Genomic DNA, 17,066 nt, shown 5'->3' with positions numbered 1-17,066 from the left:
TGTCGGTCCCTTATTCCGTCTTCACGCCGGGGGGTGTACCTCGGAGTGTCCGGTGCGTGCGGTATGCCCAGTTGGCGGCCGATGGAGTGTCCGGGAGGGGGCCCACCTGGGCGGTGTCCGATTTCTGACGGTTCTTCGAGGGGCCGCTCAGAGGGCCCTGGAGGGGCCGCTCACCCGGGTGCTCCGCGTGTCCCGGCGGGCGTGTCGGCCGCCGTCGGCTAGCAGATGAGCCGTACGGGTGGTGTAAGTGCCTTGGGGTGACGGGCCGTCCTCCGAGCGGGTGACGGCTCCCGCGCGCCGACTTGAGGGAGATCGCGCCAAGGGGGCACCGGAAGGGGGTGCGGGAGGTAGCATCCGGAGGAGAACGTGGCCCCGGTCACACTCCCGGGGTCGAGCGCGTTGCGCACGGCGTAATAAGAGGACGATTCCCGGGGAGCAGGGCCATGGCACACACCACCGACGAGACGCTCACTGTGCTGGTGTACAGCGACGACCGGAACACCCGGGAGCAGGTGTCGCTCGCGCTCGGCCGCCGCCCGGCCGCCGACCTCCCCGAGATCGCGTACCTGGAGTGCGCCACCCTGCCCGCCGTGATGAAGGCGCTGGAGAAGGGTGGCGTCGACCTCTGCGTGCTGGACGGCGAGGCCACCCCGGCCGGCGGGCTCGGCGTGGCCCGGCAGGTCAAGGACGAGATCTACGGCTGTCCGCCGGTGCTGGTGCTGATCGGCCGCCCGCAGGACTCCTGGCTGGCCGCCTGGAGCCGGGCCGACGCCGCCGTGGCCCACCCGGTCGACCCGGTGGCGCTGGCCGACACCGCCGCCACCCTGCTCCGCTCCCGGGTGGCCGGGCGCACCCCCGCCGCGCACTGACGAAGTCTGACCGGGTACCGCCGGATTTTCCGCGTCTCACCAGGAGAGACGGTGGCCGGGAGATCGCGGCGTCCGGCGGTCCCTGCTCGCTAGGCTGGCTCCGACCTTCTGTCCCGTGAAGCGATGAGAGCTGGAGTCAGCCATGGTGAACGTGCAGCCTGCGAACGGCGGTAGCGACCCCGCGCAGGTGGTCCGCACCTGGCCCGACCTGCTGACCGCGCTGCTCGGCGGCGGTGACCTGAGCCGCCAGGACACCGCCTGGGCGATGGACCGGATCATGCGCGGCGAGGCGACTCCGGTGCAGGTGGCCGGGTTCATGATCGCGCTGCGGGCCAAGGGCGAGACGGTGGCCGAGGTGGCCGGGCTGGCCGAGGCGATGTACGCCCACGCCGAGCCGCTGCACATCCCCGGCCCGGCGGTGGACATCGTCGGCACCGGCGGCGACCGTGCCAAGACCGTCAACATCTCCACCATGTCGGCGATCGTGGCCGCCGCGGCCGGCGCCAAGGTGGTCAAGCACGGCAACCGGGCCGCCTCCTCCGCGAGCGGGGCCACCGACGTGCTGGAGAAGCTGGGCATCAGCCCGGACATCAGCCCCAGGCGGGTGGCCGAGATCGCCGAGGAGGTCGGGCTGACCTTCTGCTCGGCCGCCAAGTTCCACCCCGCGATGCGGCACGCCGCCCCCGCCCGCCGCGACCTGGGCGTGCCCACCGCCTTCAACCTGCTCGGCCCGCTCACCAACCCGGCCCGGGTCACCGCGCACGCCGTCGGCTGCTTCGATACCCGGCTGGCCGGGCTGATCGCCGGCGTCTTCGCCGAGCGCGGCGACTCGGCGCTGGTCTTCCGGGGTGACGACGGCCTGGACGAGCTCACCATCAGCGCCACCTCGCGGGTCTGGGTGGTCCGCGGCGGGGCCGTCACCGAGACGGTGCTCGACCCGCGCGAGCTCGGCATCGAGCTGGTCGAGATCTCCGCCCTGCGCGGGGCCGACCCGGAGTACAACGCCAACGTCGCCCGCCGGGTCTTCGCCGGCGAGCGCGGCCCCGTCCGGGACGCCGTCCTGCTCAACACCGCCGCCGGGCTGACCGCCCTCGACCTCACCGAGGCCCCGCTCACCGAGCAGCTGGCCGCCGGCATGGTCCGGGCCGCCGCCGCGATCGACTCCGGCGCGGCCGAGGCCACGCTCAAGGCGTGGGCAGAGGCCAGCTCCCGCTAGCGATTCCCGTCCGTGCGACGTCTCGGCATCCGAGACGTCGCCCGGGTGGTGCTTGACGGTGATCAGGCCGTCTGCCTACAGTTCCGATCAGGTCATGAGTGACAGCGCCAAGCCCCAGCTTGCTGTCCGGCAACCCTCCGTCCGTGGCGGGGTGCCCTGGGTGAGGACCGGGCTTCGCCGCCATCCGGCTGCGGGGCAAGCGCGGACGCCTGGTCGTTGACGACACTCCCGGGGGTCCTCTACCCCCTGAGGAGTGTCCTGCCATGTCCACTGCTTCCACCGCTGTCGACATCTGCGCCCCGCTCGCCGTGCTCGGCCGTGAGGTCGAGGTCCCGCTCGCCTCCGGCGAGAAGGTGAACTACGCCGCGCTCGACTACGCCGCCAGCTCGCCCGCCCTGCAGCGGGTCTGGGACGACGTGGCCGCCTACGCCCCGTACTACGGCAGCGTGCACCGCGGGGCGGGCTACCTCTCGCAGCTCTCCACCGACCTCTTCGAGCAGAGCCGCCGCACCGTCGAGGAGTTCCTCGACCTGCGCGAGGGCGACCAGGTGGTCTTCACCCGAGCCACCACCGACTCGCTCAACCTGCTGGCGGGCGTGCTCCCGGCCGGCACCCGGGTCTTCGCCTTCGAGACCGAGCACCACGCCTCGCTGCTGCCCTGGCGCCGGGACGGACTGACCGTCAGCTACCTGCGGGCCCCGCGCTCGCACGAGGAGGCCGTGGCCCGCTTCGAGGAGGCGCTGGCCGAGGCCGGGGCGGGCCCCAAGCTGCTCTGCGTGACCGGCGCCTCCAACGTGACCGGCGAGCTGTGGCCGGTGGCCGAGCTGACCGAGGTGGCGCACCGCCACGGCGCCCGGGTGGTGCTCGACGCGGCGCAGCTGGCCCCCCACCACCGGGTCTCGGTCCGTGAGCTGGGCGTCGACTGGGTCGCCTTCTCCGGCCACAAGCTCTACGCCCCCTTCGGCGCGGGCGTCCTGGCCGGCCGGTCCGACTGGCTGGACGCGGCCGAGCCGTACCTGGCCGGCGGCGGCGCCTCGCGCACCGTGGCCCGGGAGGCGGACGGCTCGGTGGCGGTGGAGTGGCAGCTCGGCCCGGCCCGGCACGAGGCCGGCTCGCCCAACGTGATCGGCGCCTACGCGGTGGCCTCCGCCTGCCGGGCGCTCACCGAGGCCGGGTTCGAGGCGCTGGTGGCGCGGGAGCAGCAGCTGATCGGCCTGCTGCGGGAGGGGCTGGCGGCGGTGCCGCAGGTCAAGGTGCTCAGCCTCTTCGGTGCGGACGCCGCCCGGGTGGGCGTGCTGTCCTTCGTGGTGGAGGGCTGGAACAGCTCGCACTTCTCGGCGGCGCTCTCGGCCGAGTACGGCATCGGCGTCCGGGACGGGCTGTTCTGCGCGCACCCGCTGGTGCGGACGCTCCTCGGCGGCGAGGAGGCGGCGCCCTCCGAGTGCGGGGCCCCGGAGCCTTCGCTCCCGGGCGAGCGGAGCCTCAACGCGATCCGGGTCAGCTTCGGGGCCGGCACGCCGGTCGAGCACGTGGAGCGGTTCGTGGGGGCGGTGCGGGAGCTCGTCGAGGACGGGGCGAAGTGGAGCTACCGCAACGAAGGTGGGCGCTGCGTCGCCGTCGTCTGACGCACACCCCAGGGGCGCGGGGAACGGCGCGGCCAAGTAGGCAAGTCCCGCTGCTTTACGCGGATGCCGTAGTTGCACTGTCCGTTGACGGTGCAACTGGCTGGGAGTACGAGGTGGCGACTCCGCTTCTTCCGCACTCGCGCAGTTCCCCGCGCCCCTGAATACAACTACTCAGTCGTCGAGGCCGAGGGCGAAGGCGGCCTCGAGGTCGTGCTGGGAGTAGGTCCGGAAGGCGATCTGGGTCTCGGTGTGCTGGACGCCGGGGACCTTGTTGAGCTGGCCGGGGATCACCGCGGCGAGGTCGTCGTGGTGGCGGACGCGGACCATGGCGACCAGGTCGTAGCCGCCGGTGACGGAGTAGACCTCGCTGACGCCTTCGATGGCGGCGATCGCCTCGGCGATCTCGGGGATGCGGTCGACGCTGGTCCTGATCAGAACGATCGCGGTGATCACTCGGGTTCTCCTAGCCCTGGGGGTCGCCGCCAGGGTATCCGGCGGGCGGTCGCGACCCGTGCGGTCAGGTAGCCGGTGGCGAAGCCGATCACGTGGACCAGGTAGGCCACGCCGGGACCGCCCGTCCGTACGGACCACCACTGGAGCACGAACCAGAGGCCGAGCACCAGCCAGGCGGGCAGCCGGAGCGGGAGGAAGAGGAGGACGGGCACCAGCGCGGTGACCCGGGCCCGGGGGAAGAGGCGGAGGTAGCCGCCGAGCACGCCGGCGATCGCGCCGGAGGCGCCGACCACGGCGCGCAGGCCGTCGGGGGAGTGGGCCTGGGCGATCGCGTAGCCGTAGGCGGCGAGGTAGCCGACGGTCAGGTAGAGGAGGAGGAAGCGGGCCCGGCCGAGCCGCTCCTCCACGGCGGGCCCGAAGACCAGCAGGAAGAGGACGTTGCCGAGCAGGTGCAGCCAGCCCGCGTGGACGAAGAGCGAGGTGAGCACCGAGAGGGCCGGCACCTTGGCCGGCGTGGCCGGCAGCTCGCAGCCGGGCAGGGCCGCCGCGAGGGTGCCGAGCTGCTCGGCGGTGAGCGGGTGGCCGGTGGTGAGTTCGGCGGGCACCGCACCCCAGCGCTGCTCGTACCGCTCCTCGGCGCAGACCCGGGCCTGCCCGGTGCCGTACAGCGGGTTGAGCCCGGAGCTCGGGCTGACCACCAGCACCAGCAGGCAGACCGCGATCAGCCCGAGCGTGACCACGGGGGCGGCCCGGCCGGCTCCGCGCAGGCCGAGGCGGTCGAGGAGGGGAAGGGCCATGCGGAGCCTCCGGCGACTGGGGGTGGATGAAGGAGCGGCGGTGGGGTGCGTGCATCGCAAGGCGGAGGAGGAAGTAGCAGCGGAGCTGCGGCGCCCGACGACAACGCGGCGAAGGGCCCCTCCTGCCCGATGCCGGGCAAGGAGGGCGCGTGCCCCGGCGTCGTGACGCCGGCCCCCGGTTGCCGGAGGCTCCTCGCGAGCATTCCTCCGGCCGAGCCGGGCCAGACAGGTTGTCCCGCGTGTGGGTCAACGGGGTAGGTGCCGGCTCGGTCTCAGCCGCCGGACCGGTGACTGCGCGGCTACGGGCAGGCAATAGGCTGTGGGCGTTCCGAGACGGCGGTACAGCGCGGTACTAGCTGTCGGGCCACCAGAGATGAGGACCCCACGATGACCATCGCCGCTCCCACCGCTGAGACCCGCTGGCGCTGCACCCTGTGCGGCAACCTGACCCGCTTCGACGTGACCAGGTCGTCCAAGGTGATCGAGTTCCTGCACTTCGATCTGGGCGGCGAGGCCAAGGTGGAGGAGACCGAGGTGCTTACCGAGACGCTGGAGTCGGTGCGCTGCCGCTGGTGCAACGCCGTCGACCAGGTGGAGTTGGTGGCCCGTCCGGGTGCGGAGGAGCCCCCGGCGGCCGAGGGCAGCTGACGGATCGATCCTCCCGCCGGAACCGGCGGGAGTGTGGCGTGGTCCCGGGTGGGGCACGGTACCCGGGACAATTGCAGAGAGCGGTGGGTTTCAGGGCAGCGGCAAACGGCCGTACGGACCCCGCAGAGCAGGATCGGAGCCGAGGACGTGGTGGACGCAGTGAGGGGGCCAGCCGAGCCGCAGGGGCAGCCGCCCGCTGAGGCCGAGGCCCCGGCCACGCCCGCGGAGGGCGCCGAGCCGGCCACGCCCGCGGAGGGCGCCGAAGCGACTGCGCCCACCGAGGGCGCCGACCCGGCCCGGGGGGCCGAGAAGCTGGACCGGCCGCTGCCCGAGGGGGTGCGCCGCCGGGTGGTGGGCATCGCCGCCGACGCGCTGGGTGGGCTGCCCCCCGCCGAGCTGCCGGCCTCCCTGCGCCAGTACGCGAAGTTCACCCCGGCCCGCCGCGCGAAGTACGCCGCCCCGGCGCTGGCCGCCGCGCTGGAGGCCGAGCCCGCCTTCCGGGTGCGGATAGCTGACCGGCTGCGGCTCGGGCAGCCCGATCTGGTCAAGGCGCTGGAGGCCGGCAGCGTGCCCGGCGCGGCCGACCCGATGGACGTGGCCGCCGCCGCGTACCTGCTGCGCCCGGTCGGCTGGAGCCGGCTGGTCGCCGAGGCCGGCGAGGAGGCCGAGCGGGCCGGGGCCGAGGGGATGGCGGCCGAGTCGGCCCGGCTGGTGGAGAAGCTGCAGGCCGAGCTGGCCGAGCTGCGCGGCCAGGCCCGGGCCGATCTGGAGCGGCAGCGGGCCGAGGGCGAGAGCGTCCGTAAGGAGGCCGACTCGCTGCGCAAGAAGGTGCGCACCCTGGAGAGCGACACCCGCAGGGCCCAGGCCGAGGCCCGCCGGCTGCAGTCCGAGCTGGACGCGGCCAAGGCGCTCACCTCGGCCGAGCGCAGCGCCGCCGAGAGCGAGGCCCGGCGGCTGCGGCACCGGGTGGTGGAGTTGGAGACCCTGCTCGAGGCGGGCCGCCGCACGGCCCGCGAGGGCCGCTCGGTGGAGGACATGCGGCTGCGGCTGCTGCTGGACACCGTGCTGCACGCCGCCCAGGGCCTGCAGCGCGAGCTGGCGCTGCCGGTGGCCCAGCTGCACCCGGCGGACCTGGTGGAGGCCGTGGTGCCCGGCTCGGCTTCGCCGCACGACGTGGCCCGGCGGGCGCTGGCCGAGGACGACCCGGCGCTGCTCGACCAGCTGCTGGCGATCCCTCAGGTGCACCTGGTGGTGGACGGCTACAACGTGACCAAGACGGGCTACCCGGCGCTGCCGCTGGAGCAGCAGCGGATCCGGCTGCTCGGCGGCCTGGCGATGCTGGCCCAGCGCACCCAGGCGGAGGTCACCTGTGTGTTCGACGGCCAGGATCTGGACGTACCGGTGATCATGGCGCCGCCACGCGGCGTCCGGGTGCGGTTCAGCCGCACCGGGGAGACGGCCGACGAGCTGATCCGCCGTCTGGTCCGGGCCGAGCCGCAGGGGCGGCCGGTGGTGGTGGTCTCGACCGACCGTGAGGTGGCGGACGGGGTCCGCAATGCCGGCGCCCGGCCGGTGAACTCGATCCTGCTGCTCAACCGGCTGGCCCGGGCCTGAGCCGCAGGTCGGGGCCGGTTGTGGCGATGGTGTGTGCACCGGGTGAAATCCGGTCGGGGTACGGAAGTTCGTGGCGGTAGGAGAGTGGCGCGGATCCGTCATCTTCACTAGGGTCTGGCGTCAAACCTATTTTCCGGACTATCGCTCATTAGGGTGATGGTCCAGTCGGAAGAAGGAGCAGGTCCCTTTGGCCTCCCACCGCCGCCCCAAGCAGCCGAGCCGAGCACGGGTCACCGTGCTGACGGCTGCCGCAGCGACCGCGGTCGCCCTGTCCGCCCAGGTGAGCGCGCACGCCGCGCCCGCGAAGCCCTCGACGGACGAGGTCAAGGCCCAGGTCGACAAGCTCAGCGAGGACCAGGAGAAGGCGACCGAGACCTTCAACGGGGCCAACGAGCGGGCCAACCAGCTGCGCGCCCAGGCGGCCCAGCTCCAGGACCAGGTGGCCCGGGGTCAGGAGCAGATGACCGAGCTCGCCACCGGCCTGGCGGCCGTGGCCGGCGAGCAGTACCGCAACGGCGGCATCGACTCCTCGGTGGCCCTGATGCTCTCCTCCGACCCGGCCGGGTACCTGGAGAAGGCGTCCAGCGCCGAGCAGGTGACCGAGACCCAGGCCGCCACGCTCAAGCAGCTCAAGGAGCAGCAGCGCCGACTGGACCAGCAGAAGCAGGAGGCCACCGAGATCCTGGCCGAGCTGGACCGCAACACCCAGGTCCTGAACGACGCCAAGAACCAGGTGCAGCAGAAGCTCCAGGAGTCCAAGCGGCTGCTCAGCCAGCTGAGCGCTGCGGACCGTGCCGCGGTGATGGGCGACCGCGCCTCCCGCAGCGACAACCGCGCCGCCCTCGGCAGCCTGCCGCCGGCCAGCGGCTACGCCGCCGTCGCGGTGGCCGCCGCCGAGAGCAAGCTCGGCCACGACTACCAGTGGGGCGCCGAGGGTCCGAACGTCTTCGACTGCTCGGGCCTGATGGAGTGGGCCTACGCGCAGGCCGGCGTCTCGCTGCCGCGCACCTCGCAGGAGCAGGGCTCGGTCGGTACCCGGGTGCCCTCGCTGGCCGACGCCCAGCCCGGCGACCTGATCATCTTCGGGCCGGACCGCCACCACGTCGGCATGTACGTCGGCAACGGCATGATGATCCACGCCCCGAAGACCGGTGACGTCGTGAAGATCGCGCCCGCCACCGTCATGAGCATCAACACCATCCGTCGCGTCTGACCCACCGACACGCCGAGGCCCATCGAAACCGTCCTGTGATCCGGGACACCTTCGGTGGGCCTCTTCGTCACCCGGAGTTGAGGTTTTGTCAGCCCGGCGTACCGCCTCTGTCACGCTCGGTCGCATTCACATAAGAACTTGGCGCATGCTCAGACTTTTTTCTGACAAGGATTTGAACCGATCACGGTCGGGTTACTAGGGTCGTACCTCGAACCACCGCACTGTCGATCACCCAGCCGGGTGGCGGCGGTGGTTACCGCCGAGTCTGTGAAGCAGCGGGGCGGGCCGAAAGCGGGCCCGCCCGAGTGAGAGTCCCCCGTGGGGGAGGCTGTGGAGCGGAGCCGGGGAACCACGTTCCTCGGGGTGAATCGGCGCCAGAGTCGGCGCGGTCGTCGTGAGACGGCGGTGCGGTGAGGCGTCGTAGGGCATCTCTTCCAGCCCGAACCCGTCAGCTCACCCGGTAGGCGGACGTAGGAAGAAGGAGCCCGCCTTCGTGGCGTCCCATCGTCGTCCCAAGCCCGCCAGTCGGACCCGCATCACGCTGATGACCGCCGCCGCCGCGACCGCGGTGGCCTTCTCCTCGCAGGCCGGGGCGCACGCCGACCCGGCGCCCACCAAGGACGAGGTCAAGGCCCAGGTCGACCAGCTCAACCAGCAGGCCGAGATCACCACCGAGAAGTACAACGCGGCCACCGAGAAGGAGCAGGTCCTGCAGAAGCAGGTCGGCGCCCTCCAGGACCAGGTGGCCCGTCAGCAGGCCCAGGTGAGCGGCATCCAGCAGAGCCTCGGCGAGATAGCCGCCGAGCAGTACCGCAACGGCGGCATCTCGCCGACCGTGCAGCTGATGCTCTCCAGCACCCCCGACACGTTCCTCACCCAGGCCGGGGCGGTCGACCAGATCGGCGCCAGCCAGGCCGAGGCGCTCAAGACCCTCAAGGACGAGCAGCGCACCCTGGACGCCCAGAAGGCGGAGGCGCAGTCCAAGCTCGCCGAGCTGGACGCGACCACCAAGAGCCTCAAGGCCGACAAGGAGGCCATCAAGGCCAAGCTGGCCCAGGCCCAGGCCCTGCTCGACACCCTGACGCAGCAGGAGCGCGACGCGATGGCCGCCGCCGAGGCGAAGGCCGCGGCCGAGGCCAAGGCCGCCGCGCAGAACGCCGGCTCCGGCGACCGCGCCTCGCGCGGCACCGCGCGTCCGGTGCTCGGCAACGCCCCCGCCGCCAGCTCGGCCGCCGCGGCCGCGCTGGCCGCCGCCGAGAGCAAGCTCGGCGCCACCTACGTCTACGGCGCCTCCGGCCCGACCACCTTCGACTGCTCGGGCCTCGTCCAGTGGGCGTACGCGCAGGCCGGTGTCTCGGTGCCGCGCACCTCGCAGGAGCAGGCCCACGCCGGCACCAACATCGGCACCAACCTGGCCGACGCCCAGCCCGGCGACATCCTGGTCTTCTACAACGACGCCCACCACGTCGGCCTCTACGCCGGCAACGGCCAGGCGATCCACGCTCCGCACACCGGTGCGGTCGTCCGGTACGAGGACGCCTCGGTGATGCCGATCTCGGCCATCATCCGGATCTGACGCCTCCTCGGCCGACCCGTCCGGTCGCCGCAGGCCCGGCCCCCTCTCCGAGGGGTGCCGGGCCTGCGGCGTTCCCGGGTAGTGGATCTGATGTCCGATTAGGGGGTGAATTTTCGATTTGGTGAGTTTTGGACTAGACAGTCCCGACTCGCTAACGTCTGCCCCATGTCGACGCCTCGCCGTTCCCCCCTGCCGGGTGTGCACCGGATCGCCCGGGCGCTGGCCATCACCGCGGCCGCCACCGGAGTGCTCGGCGCCGCCGTGGCCGGCACCGCCGAGGCCGCGCCCGAGCCGCCCAGCCGCAAGGACGTCAAGGCCCAGGTGGACCAGCTCTACGACGAGGCCGAGCAGGCCTCGGAGAAGTTCAACGCCGCCCAGGAGGCCCAGCAGCGCCTCCAGGCCGAGACCAACCGCCTGCTCGACGAGGTGGCCACCGGGCAGGACGGGCTCAACCGGCTGCGCGGGGAGCTCGGCGCGGTGGCCGCCGCCGAGTACCGCTCCGGCGGTCTCGACCCGACCGTGCAGCTGATGCTCTCCTCCGACCCGGCCGGCTACCTCAACCGGGCCCGCAGCCTCGACCAGGCCGCCGCCCGGCAGGCCGACACCCTGCACGAGCTGGTCGACCGTCAGCGCGGGCTCGACCAGCGGCGGGCCGAGACGGCGGCCAAGCTGACCGAGCTGGACCGGGTGCGCCAGTCGCTGACCGCGAGCAAGCGCGAGGTCCAGCAGCGCCTCGCCAAGGCCCAGAAGCTGCTGGACAGCCTCGGCGCCGCCGAACGGGCCCGGCTCACCGCCCAGGACGCCGAGGAGGCCGAGAGCCGCGCCACCCGCGGCACCGACCGCCTCGACCTCGGCAACCAGCCCGCCTCCTCCGACCGCGCCGCCGCCGCCCTGGCCGCCGCCGTCGCCAAGGTCGGCTCCCCGTACGTCTACGGGTCCACCGGCCCCCGTACCTTCGACTGCTCCGGTCTGATGTACTGGAGCTGGCGGCAGGCCGGAGTCTCCCTGCCGCGCACCTCGCAGGAACAGGCCCACGCGGGCCAGCGGATCAGCCTCGCCGAGGCCCGACCGGGAGACCTGGTGATCTTCTACAAGGACGCCCACCATGTCGGCATGTACGCCGGCGGCGGCGTGGTCGTGCACGCACCCTACCCGGGCGCGAAGGTCCGCTACGAGAGTGTCAGCGCGATGCCGGTGAGCGGAGTGGTGCGGGTCTGACCGCAGAGGGCGGGTACCGGGCGGGTGTGGTGTCCCGGCGCGGGGCGTTGCTGCTCGCGGCGGGGGGCTTCGCGCTGCTCTCGCCGCCCGCCACCCGGCCGCCGGCACCCCGGGTGGTCCCGACCCCCTCGCTGCGGCCCCGGCTGGAGGCCCTGCTGGCCGCCCGGGCCGACGCCCTGCTCCGCCGGGACGAGGCCGCGCTGCTCGCCGGCGTCACCCCCGCGGCCGCCGCCGAGGCCCGCACCCTGCTGGAGCGACTGGCCGAGGTGCCGCTCGCCGAGCTGACGTACCGCCTGACGGGCTACGGCGAGCCGTCGGCCGGCACGGCGATCGAGGCCTCGGCCGGGGAGGCGTCGGCCGGCTCGGTGCCCGGGCCTTCGGCCGTCCCGCCGCCCGGCCTGCGCGTCACGGCCGCCGTCGAGCTGCGCTACCGCCTCACCGGGGTGGACGCTTACCCCGCCGTGCTCACCCGGACGGTGGAGTTCGCCGAGGCCGGCCAGGGGTGGCGGGTGGCCTCGGAGGGGGCGGCCGGGCCGGTGGCGCTCTGGGACCTGGGGGCCGTCAAGGTGGCGAAGGGGGCGCGGAGCCTGGTGCTGGGGCTGGGGGAGGTGGCCCCGGCGGCCGGGCTGGCGGATGCGGCGGTGCCGGCCGTCAGCGAGCTGTGGGGGCAGGAGTGGGCCGGGCGGCTGCTGCTGGAGATACCGTCGAGCGAGGCGCAGTTCGCGCAGCTGCTGGGGGTCAGGGCCGCCGACTACCAGGGGATAGCCGCCGTCACCACCGCCGCCACCGGCGCCCCCGAGCACGCCGCCGCCGACCGGGTGGTGGTCAACCCCGAGGCGTACGCGGAGCTGACCGAGCTCGGCCGCCACGTGGTCACCACCCACGAGGCCACCCACGTGGCCACCCGGGCCGCCACCAAGGCCTGGACCCCGCTCTGGCTCTCCGAGGGCGCCGCCGACTACACCGCCTACCGGCGGACCGGCCGCACGCCCCGTCAGATCGCCCCCGAGCTGGCCCACGACGTGCAGGCCGGCAAGCTCCCCGCCGCCCTCCCGGCCGACGCCGACTTCACCGCCGGCGGGGCCGGGATAGCGCAGGCCTACGAACAGGGCTGGGCCGCCTGTCGGCTGATCGCCGACCGGTACGGGGAGCCCGCGCTGACCTCCTTCTACCGCGCGGTCGGCGCGGCCGGGCCGACCGGCGGGCGGGACCCGTGGCTGGACGGGCTGCTCCGGAGCCACCTGGGGCTCGGCCTGGACGCCTTCGTGGCCGCCTGGCGGGCCGAGCTGACCACCATGTTCGGGCGCGCTACTTGATGCCGTCCAGCAGGTGCTGCTCGTAGGCGATGCCCGGGCGGACGGTGTAGGCGGGGGCCGGCGGCAGGGCCGGGAGCACCACGGTGCGCGGCGGCTCCGGGTTGCGGGTGGAGCGCCAGAGGCGGCGGCAGGAGAGGAGGGTCGCGGCCAGCAGCAGCAGGTTGCGGACCGTCAGCACGGCCACGCCCCAGGGCTGGCTGTTGTGCACCTGGCCGAACAGCACCGGGAACTCCAGGGTGGTGACCAGGGTGGCGATCAGGATGATCACCGCCACCGGGCGCTGGCTGGTGCCCCGCACCGTCAGGCAGACGGCGGCCACGCCGACCAGCCAGACCAGGTACTGCGGGCTGATCACCCTGCTGGTCACCGTGAAGACCAGCAGCGCGGCCAGCGCGGCGTCGTACGGGGTGGAGGCCTGCCAGCGCTTGGCCCGCAGCCGCCAGACCAGCAGCCAGCCGAAGCCCAGCGCGGTGGCCGCCACCGAGAGCTTGGAGAGCACCGGCACCCAGGGGCCGAGCAGCTCCAGCGAGCCGTAGTTCATCGAGACCTGGCCGTGCCAGCCGCCGAACAGGCGGGCGAAGTGCAGCGGCAGCGCGGCCACCGACTCCACCTCGATGCCCCGGTCGCGCTGGAACTTGAGGAACTCGAAGGCGCCGTTCATGCCCGCCGCGAGCAGGAAGCCGACCGCGCTCAGCGTGGCCACGGCGGCCGTCCAGGAGCGGCGGGTCCGCCGCCCCTTCGGCGTACCGGCCAGCGCCAGCACCGGCCAGACCTTCACCAGCCCGCCGAAGCCGAGCAGCACCCCGCCGAGCGCGGGCCGCCGCAGCACGGCCAGCAGCCCGGCCACCGCGAGGGCGGTGACCAGCAGGTCGTACCGGCAGTAGACCGTCGGCCCGAGCAGCGGCACCCCGGCCACCCAGACCCAGGCCCCGGAGAAGCTGCGGCCCCGGCGCGAGCCGGCCCGCATCAGCAGGCCCATGGTCAGCGCGTCGAACACGCCGCAGATCACGTAGAAGGAGATCAGGTACGACCAGGGCAGCAGCCCCGGCAGCAGGATCACCAGCGCGGCGCCGGGCGGGTACTGCCAGGTCACGTCGTCCAGCGGGAAGGTGCCGGTCTGGAGCACCTCGTACCAGCCGTGGTAGATCACCGACACGTCGGCCGTGACGTCGGTGCCGGAGATCTTGAGGACGCCCAGCACCATCAGCACGATCAGCACCCGGGTGACCACCCAGCCGGCGCCCAGCGCCCACAGGGCCCCGCCCGCCGCGGAGGGGGCCGGGGACAGCGCGGTGCTGCCGCTGCCGGTCGGACCGGCGTGGACCAACGCCACCCTCTGCTCCCTCGCTCGTCTCGGCCCACCACGCGGACCTTGCGGGGTTCCCGGCGAACGGTGGTGTTGACCTATGGTACGGATCAGCGCCGGGTACACCGAGCACCCCCCTACCGAGCGAGCCGTGGCAGCCATGCAGAAGACCCTCGTCGTCACGAACGACTTCCCGCCCCGGCCGGGCGGGATCCAGGCGTTCGTCCACAACATGGCGGTGCGGCAGCCGGCCGGCAGCGTGGTGGTCTACGCCTCGACCTGGCGGGACGGCCGCGAGGTCGCGAAGTTCGACGCCGAGCAGCCGTTCCCGGTGATCCGGGACCGGACCAGGATGATGGTGCCGACCCCGCGGGTGACCAAGCGGGCCGCCGAGATCCTGCGCGCCGAGGGCTGCGACTCGGTCTGGTTCGGCGCCGCGGCCCCGCTCGGGCTGATGGCCCCCGCGCTGCGGCGGGCCGGCGCCGAGCGGCTGCTCGGCATGACGCACGGTCACGAGGCCGCCTGGGCGCAGTTGCCCGGCTCGCGGCAGCTGCTGCACCGGATCGGGGCCGGCACCGACGTGCTCACCTACCTCGGCGAGTACACCCGCTCCCGGATCGCCTCGGCCGTCGGCCCGGAGGCCGCCGGCCGGATGGTCCAGCTCCCGCCGGGCGTGGACGAGCAGACCTTCCGCCCCGACTCCGGCGGCGCCGAGGTCCGGGCCCGGCTGGGGCTGGCCGACCGGCCGGTGGTGGTCTGCGTGTCGCGGCTGGTGCCGCGCAAGGGCCAGGACACCCTGATCCTCGCCCTCCCGCAGATCCTCCGGGAGGTCCCGGACGCCGTCCTGCTGATCGTCGGCGGCGGCCCCTACCGCGCCGACCTGGAGAAGCTCGCCGCCGCCCAGGGCGTCACCGCCTCCGTCCGCTTCACCGGCGCCGTCCCCTGGGAGGAGCTCCCCGCCCACTACGGCGCCGGCGACGTCTTCGCCATGCCCTGCCGTACCCGCCGCGGCGGCCTCGACGTCGAGGGCCTCGGCATCGTCTACCTCGAGGCCTCCGCCACCGGCCTCCCCGTCGTCGCCGGCGACTCCGGCGGCGCCCCCGACGCCGTCCTGGAGGCCGAAACCGGCTTCGTCGTCCCCGGCAAGGGCACCGTGGTGCTCGCCGAGCGCATCGTCCGTCTGCTCCGCGACGAAGCCCTCCGCCGCCGCATGGGCGAGGCCGGCCGCCAGTGGGTCGAACGGGAGTGGCGCTGGGACCTGCTGGCGGGAAGGCTCACTTCCCTACTCGGCAGTTAGTTTGCACTAATCAGGGGCGCGGGGAACTGCGAGGGGGCGTGAGTCCCGGTACGACGGTGGGATTCACGCCCCGAGGGATGCCCGAGCAGTTCCCCGCGCCCCTGGAGGGTGGGACTACTTGGTGTAGAGAGCCTCTACGTCGGCCGCGAAGTCCTTGAGGACCAGGTTGCGCTTGAGCTTCAGCGAAGGGGTCAGGTGACCGCTCGCCTCGGAGAGGACGGTGTCGAGGATGCGGAACTTCTTGACGGCCTCGGCGTGGGAGACGGCGGCGTTGCCGTCGTCGACCGCGGACTGGATGGCGGCCAGCAGGTCGGGGTCGGCGGCGAGTTCGGCGACGGTGGCGGTGACGGGCTTGTTGTTGAGCTCCTTCCACTTGGGGAAGAACTCGTCGTCGACGGTGACCAGGCAGGCGATGAAGGGCTTGCGGTCGCCGACGACCATGACCTCGCCGACCAGGGGGTGGGCCCGGATGCGGTCCTCGATCACGGCCGGGGCGACGTTCTTGCCGCCGGCGGTGACGATGATCTCCTTCTTGCGGCCGGTGATCACCAGGTAGCCCTCGGAGTCGAGGGTGCCCAGGTCGCCGGTGGCGAACCATCCGTCGCGCAGGGCCTCGGCGGTGGCGGTGGGGTTGTTCCAGTAGCCGGTGAAGACCTGGGGGCCCTTGAGGAGGACCTCACCGTCCTCGGCGATCCGGACGGCGGAGCCGGGCAGCGGCTGGCCGACGGTGCCGATCTTCGGCTTGTCGTGCGGGTTGAAGGCGGTGGCGGCGCAGGTCTCGGTGAGGCCGTAGCCCTCCAGGACGGTGAAGCCGATGCCCCGGTAGAAGTGGCCCAGGCGCTCGCCGAGCGGCGCGCCGCCGGAGATCGCGTGGGTGGCCCGGCCGCCCAGCGCCGCGCGGAGCTTGCTGTAGACCAGCTTGTCGAAGACCAGGTGCTTGAGCTTGAGGCCCAGCGGGGCGCCGCCGTTGTCCAGCGCGCGGCTGTAGGCGATCGCGGTGTCGGCGGCCTTGTCGAAGATCTTGCCCTTGCCGTCGGCCTGGGCCTTGGCGCGGGCGGTGTTGAAGACCTTCTCGAAGACGCGGGGCACGCCGAGGATGAGGGTGGGCCGGAAGGCGGCCAGCTCGGCGGTGACGTCCTTGATGTCGGAGACGTGGCCGAGCTTGATCGGGGCGATCGCGGCGGCGATCTCGGCGATCCGGCCGAGCACGTGGGCCAGCGGCAGGAAGAGCAGGACGGAGCTCTCGCCGGTGACGAAGAGCGGGTCGAGCCGGGCGACCACGTTGCCCAGCTCGGCGAGGAAGTTGCCGTGGGTCAGCTGACAGCCCTTCGGGCGGCCGGTGGTGCCCGAGGTGTAGACGATGGTGGCGATGGAGTCGGCCGTCGCGGTGGAGCGGCGCTCGGTGACGGTGGCGTCGGCCACCTTCTCGCCGGCCGCGGCCAGCGCGGCCAGCGCACCGCGCTCGATCTGCCAGGTGTGGGTGAGCTCGGGCAGCCCGGGGCGGACCTGCTCGACCACGGCGGTGTGGGAGTCGGTCTCGGTGATCACGGCCACGGCGCCGGAGTCGCCGAGGATCCACTGCACCTGCTCGGCGGAGGAGGTCTCGTACACCGGCACGGTGATCGCGCCCGCGCACCAGATCGCGAAGTCGAGGAGCGTCCACTCGTAGCGGGTGCGCGACATCACGCCGACCCGGTCGCCCGGGTTGATCCCGGCCGCGATCAGGCCCTTGGCGGCACTGTGCACCTCGGCGAGGAACTGCACAGCCGTCAGGTCGGCCCAGCCGTTCGCCGTCTTCCGGCTGAGCACCGCGACGTCCGGGTGCCGCTCAGCGTTCTGGTGGACGAGGTCGGAGAGGTTACCGCCGCTCGGTACCTGGTAGCGGGCCGGAAGGCTGAAGTCGAGCAAGACTGCTCCT

At 73.3% G+C, this 17,066-nt stretch carries 14 protein-coding genes and 2 riboswitches; of the genes, 10 read left to right on the top strand and 4 right to left on the bottom strand.

Annotated elements, in window-relative coordinates; genetic code table 11:
* Positions 1–443: 443 nt before the first annotated feature.
* The 3 genes from CFP65_RS09775 (at position 444) to CFP65_RS09765 (ending at position 3,710) form a co-directional block, all read left to right on the top strand.
* On the top strand, positions 444–869 hold the full coding sequence (locus CFP65_RS09775) for a hypothetical protein (protein WP_104815739.1): 426 nt from the start codon (positions 444–446) through the stop codon (positions 867–869).
* 142 nt (positions 870–1,011) lie between these two features.
* The gene (trpD, locus tag CFP65_RS09770; protein ID WP_104815738.1) at positions 1,012–2,085 is read left to right on the top strand and encodes an anthranilate phosphoribosyltransferase; all 1,074 of its coding nucleotides are present in this window, start codon (positions 1,012–1,014) and stop codon (positions 2,083–2,085) included.
* A 90-nt stretch (positions 2,086–2,175) separates the two neighbouring features.
* Positions 2,176–2,293, top strand: a riboswitch (SAM riboswitch).
* A gap of 55 nt (positions 2,294–2,348) precedes the next feature.
* Positions 2,349–3,710 (top strand): aminotransferase class V-fold PLP-dependent enzyme, encoded by a 1,362-nt coding sequence (locus CFP65_RS09765; protein ID WP_104815737.1) that lies wholly within the window; start codon positions 2,349–2,351, stop codon positions 3,708–3,710.
* A 171-nt stretch (positions 3,711–3,881) separates the two neighbouring features.
* Here CFP65_RS09765 and CFP65_RS09760 read toward each other — a convergent pair whose 3' ends face one another.
* Together CFP65_RS09760 and CFP65_RS09755 are read right to left on the bottom strand one after the other, a co-directional pair.
* Positions 3,882–4,163, bottom strand: coding sequence for an Lrp/AsnC family transcriptional regulator (locus CFP65_RS09760; protein WP_104815736.1), 282 nt, complete (start codon positions 4,161–4,163; stop codon positions 3,882–3,884).
* Positions 4,160–4,960, bottom strand: a complete 801-nt coding sequence (locus CFP65_RS09755) for a rhomboid family intramembrane serine protease (protein ID WP_104815735.1) — start codon at positions 4,958–4,960, stop codon at positions 4,160–4,162. The genes CFP65_RS09760 and CFP65_RS09755 overlap by 4 nt, the downstream gene beginning before the upstream one ends.
* 387 nt (positions 4,961–5,347) lie before the next feature.
* On the opposite strand from CFP65_RS09755, the gene CFP65_RS09750 reads away from it, so the two are divergent.
* The 6 genes from CFP65_RS09750 (at position 5,348) to CFP65_RS09725 (ending at position 12,545) form a co-directional block, all read left to right on the top strand.
* Positions 5,348–5,608 (top strand): hypothetical protein, encoded by a 261-nt coding sequence (locus tag CFP65_RS09750; RefSeq protein ID WP_104815734.1) that lies wholly within the window; start codon positions 5,348–5,350, stop codon positions 5,606–5,608.
* 312 nt (positions 5,609–5,920) lie between these two features.
* On the top strand, positions 5,921–7,222 hold the full coding sequence (locus CFP65_RS09745; RefSeq protein WP_168219671.1) for an NYN domain-containing protein: 1,302 nt from the start codon (positions 5,921–5,923) through the stop codon (positions 7,220–7,222).
* A gap of 187 nt (positions 7,223–7,409) precedes the next feature.
* A complete protein-coding gene (locus tag CFP65_RS09740) occupies positions 7,410–8,435 on the top strand; it encodes a C40 family peptidase (RefSeq protein WP_104815733.1) in 1,026 nt (341 codons plus the stop codon).
* A gap of 304 nt (positions 8,436–8,739) precedes the next feature.
* A riboswitch (cyclic di-AMP (ydaO/yuaA leader) is annotated at positions 8,740–8,918 on the top strand.
* Between the two features lie 10 nt (positions 8,919–8,928).
* Positions 8,929–10,011: a C40 family peptidase gene (locus CFP65_RS09735; protein ID WP_104815732.1), complete on the top strand. Its 1,083-nt coding sequence runs from the start codon at positions 8,929–8,931 to the stop codon at positions 10,009–10,011.
* 165 nt (positions 10,012–10,176) lie between these two features.
* Positions 10,177–11,229 carry a C40 family peptidase gene (locus CFP65_RS09730; RefSeq protein WP_104815731.1) on the top strand — a complete coding sequence of 351 codons (1,053 nt, stop codon included), beginning with the start codon at positions 10,177–10,179 and terminating at the stop codon, positions 11,227–11,229.
* Between the two features lie 26 nt (positions 11,230–11,255).
* Complete coding sequence (locus CFP65_RS09725; protein WP_174805520.1) at positions 11,256–12,545, top strand: hypothetical protein; 1,290 nt, start codon at positions 11,256–11,258, stop codon at positions 12,543–12,545.
* Here the strand turns inward: CFP65_RS09725 and CFP65_RS09720 are convergent.
* Positions 12,538–13,878, bottom strand: coding sequence for a glycosyltransferase family 87 protein (locus tag CFP65_RS09720; protein ID WP_254552307.1), 1,341 nt, complete (start codon positions 13,876–13,878; stop codon positions 12,538–12,540). The genes CFP65_RS09725 and CFP65_RS09720 overlap by 8 nt on opposite strands.
* A gap of 133 nt (positions 13,879–14,011) precedes the next feature.
* Between CFP65_RS09720 and CFP65_RS09715 the strand changes: the two genes are divergently transcribed.
* Positions 14,012–15,148 (top strand): glycosyltransferase family 4 protein, encoded by a 1,137-nt coding sequence (locus CFP65_RS09715; RefSeq protein WP_104820747.1) that lies wholly within the window; start codon positions 14,012–14,014, stop codon positions 15,146–15,148.
* 114 nt (positions 15,149–15,262) lie between these two features.
* Here CFP65_RS09715 and CFP65_RS09710 read toward each other — a convergent pair whose 3' ends face one another.
* Entirely contained in the window at positions 15,263–17,056 is a 1,794-nt protein-coding gene (locus CFP65_RS09710) for a long-chain fatty acid--CoA ligase (protein WP_104815729.1), read from the bottom strand.
* Between the last annotated feature and the right edge of the window lie 10 nt (positions 17,057–17,066).

The sequence above is a fragment of the Kitasatospora sp. MMS16-BH015 genome (assembly GCF_002943525.1).
Classification (GTDB): Bacteria; Actinomycetota; Actinomycetes; order Streptomycetales; family Streptomycetaceae; genus Kitasatospora.
Note: the sequence above shows the minus strand (reverse complement) of the source record. Positions and strands in the feature narration are given on the sequence as shown.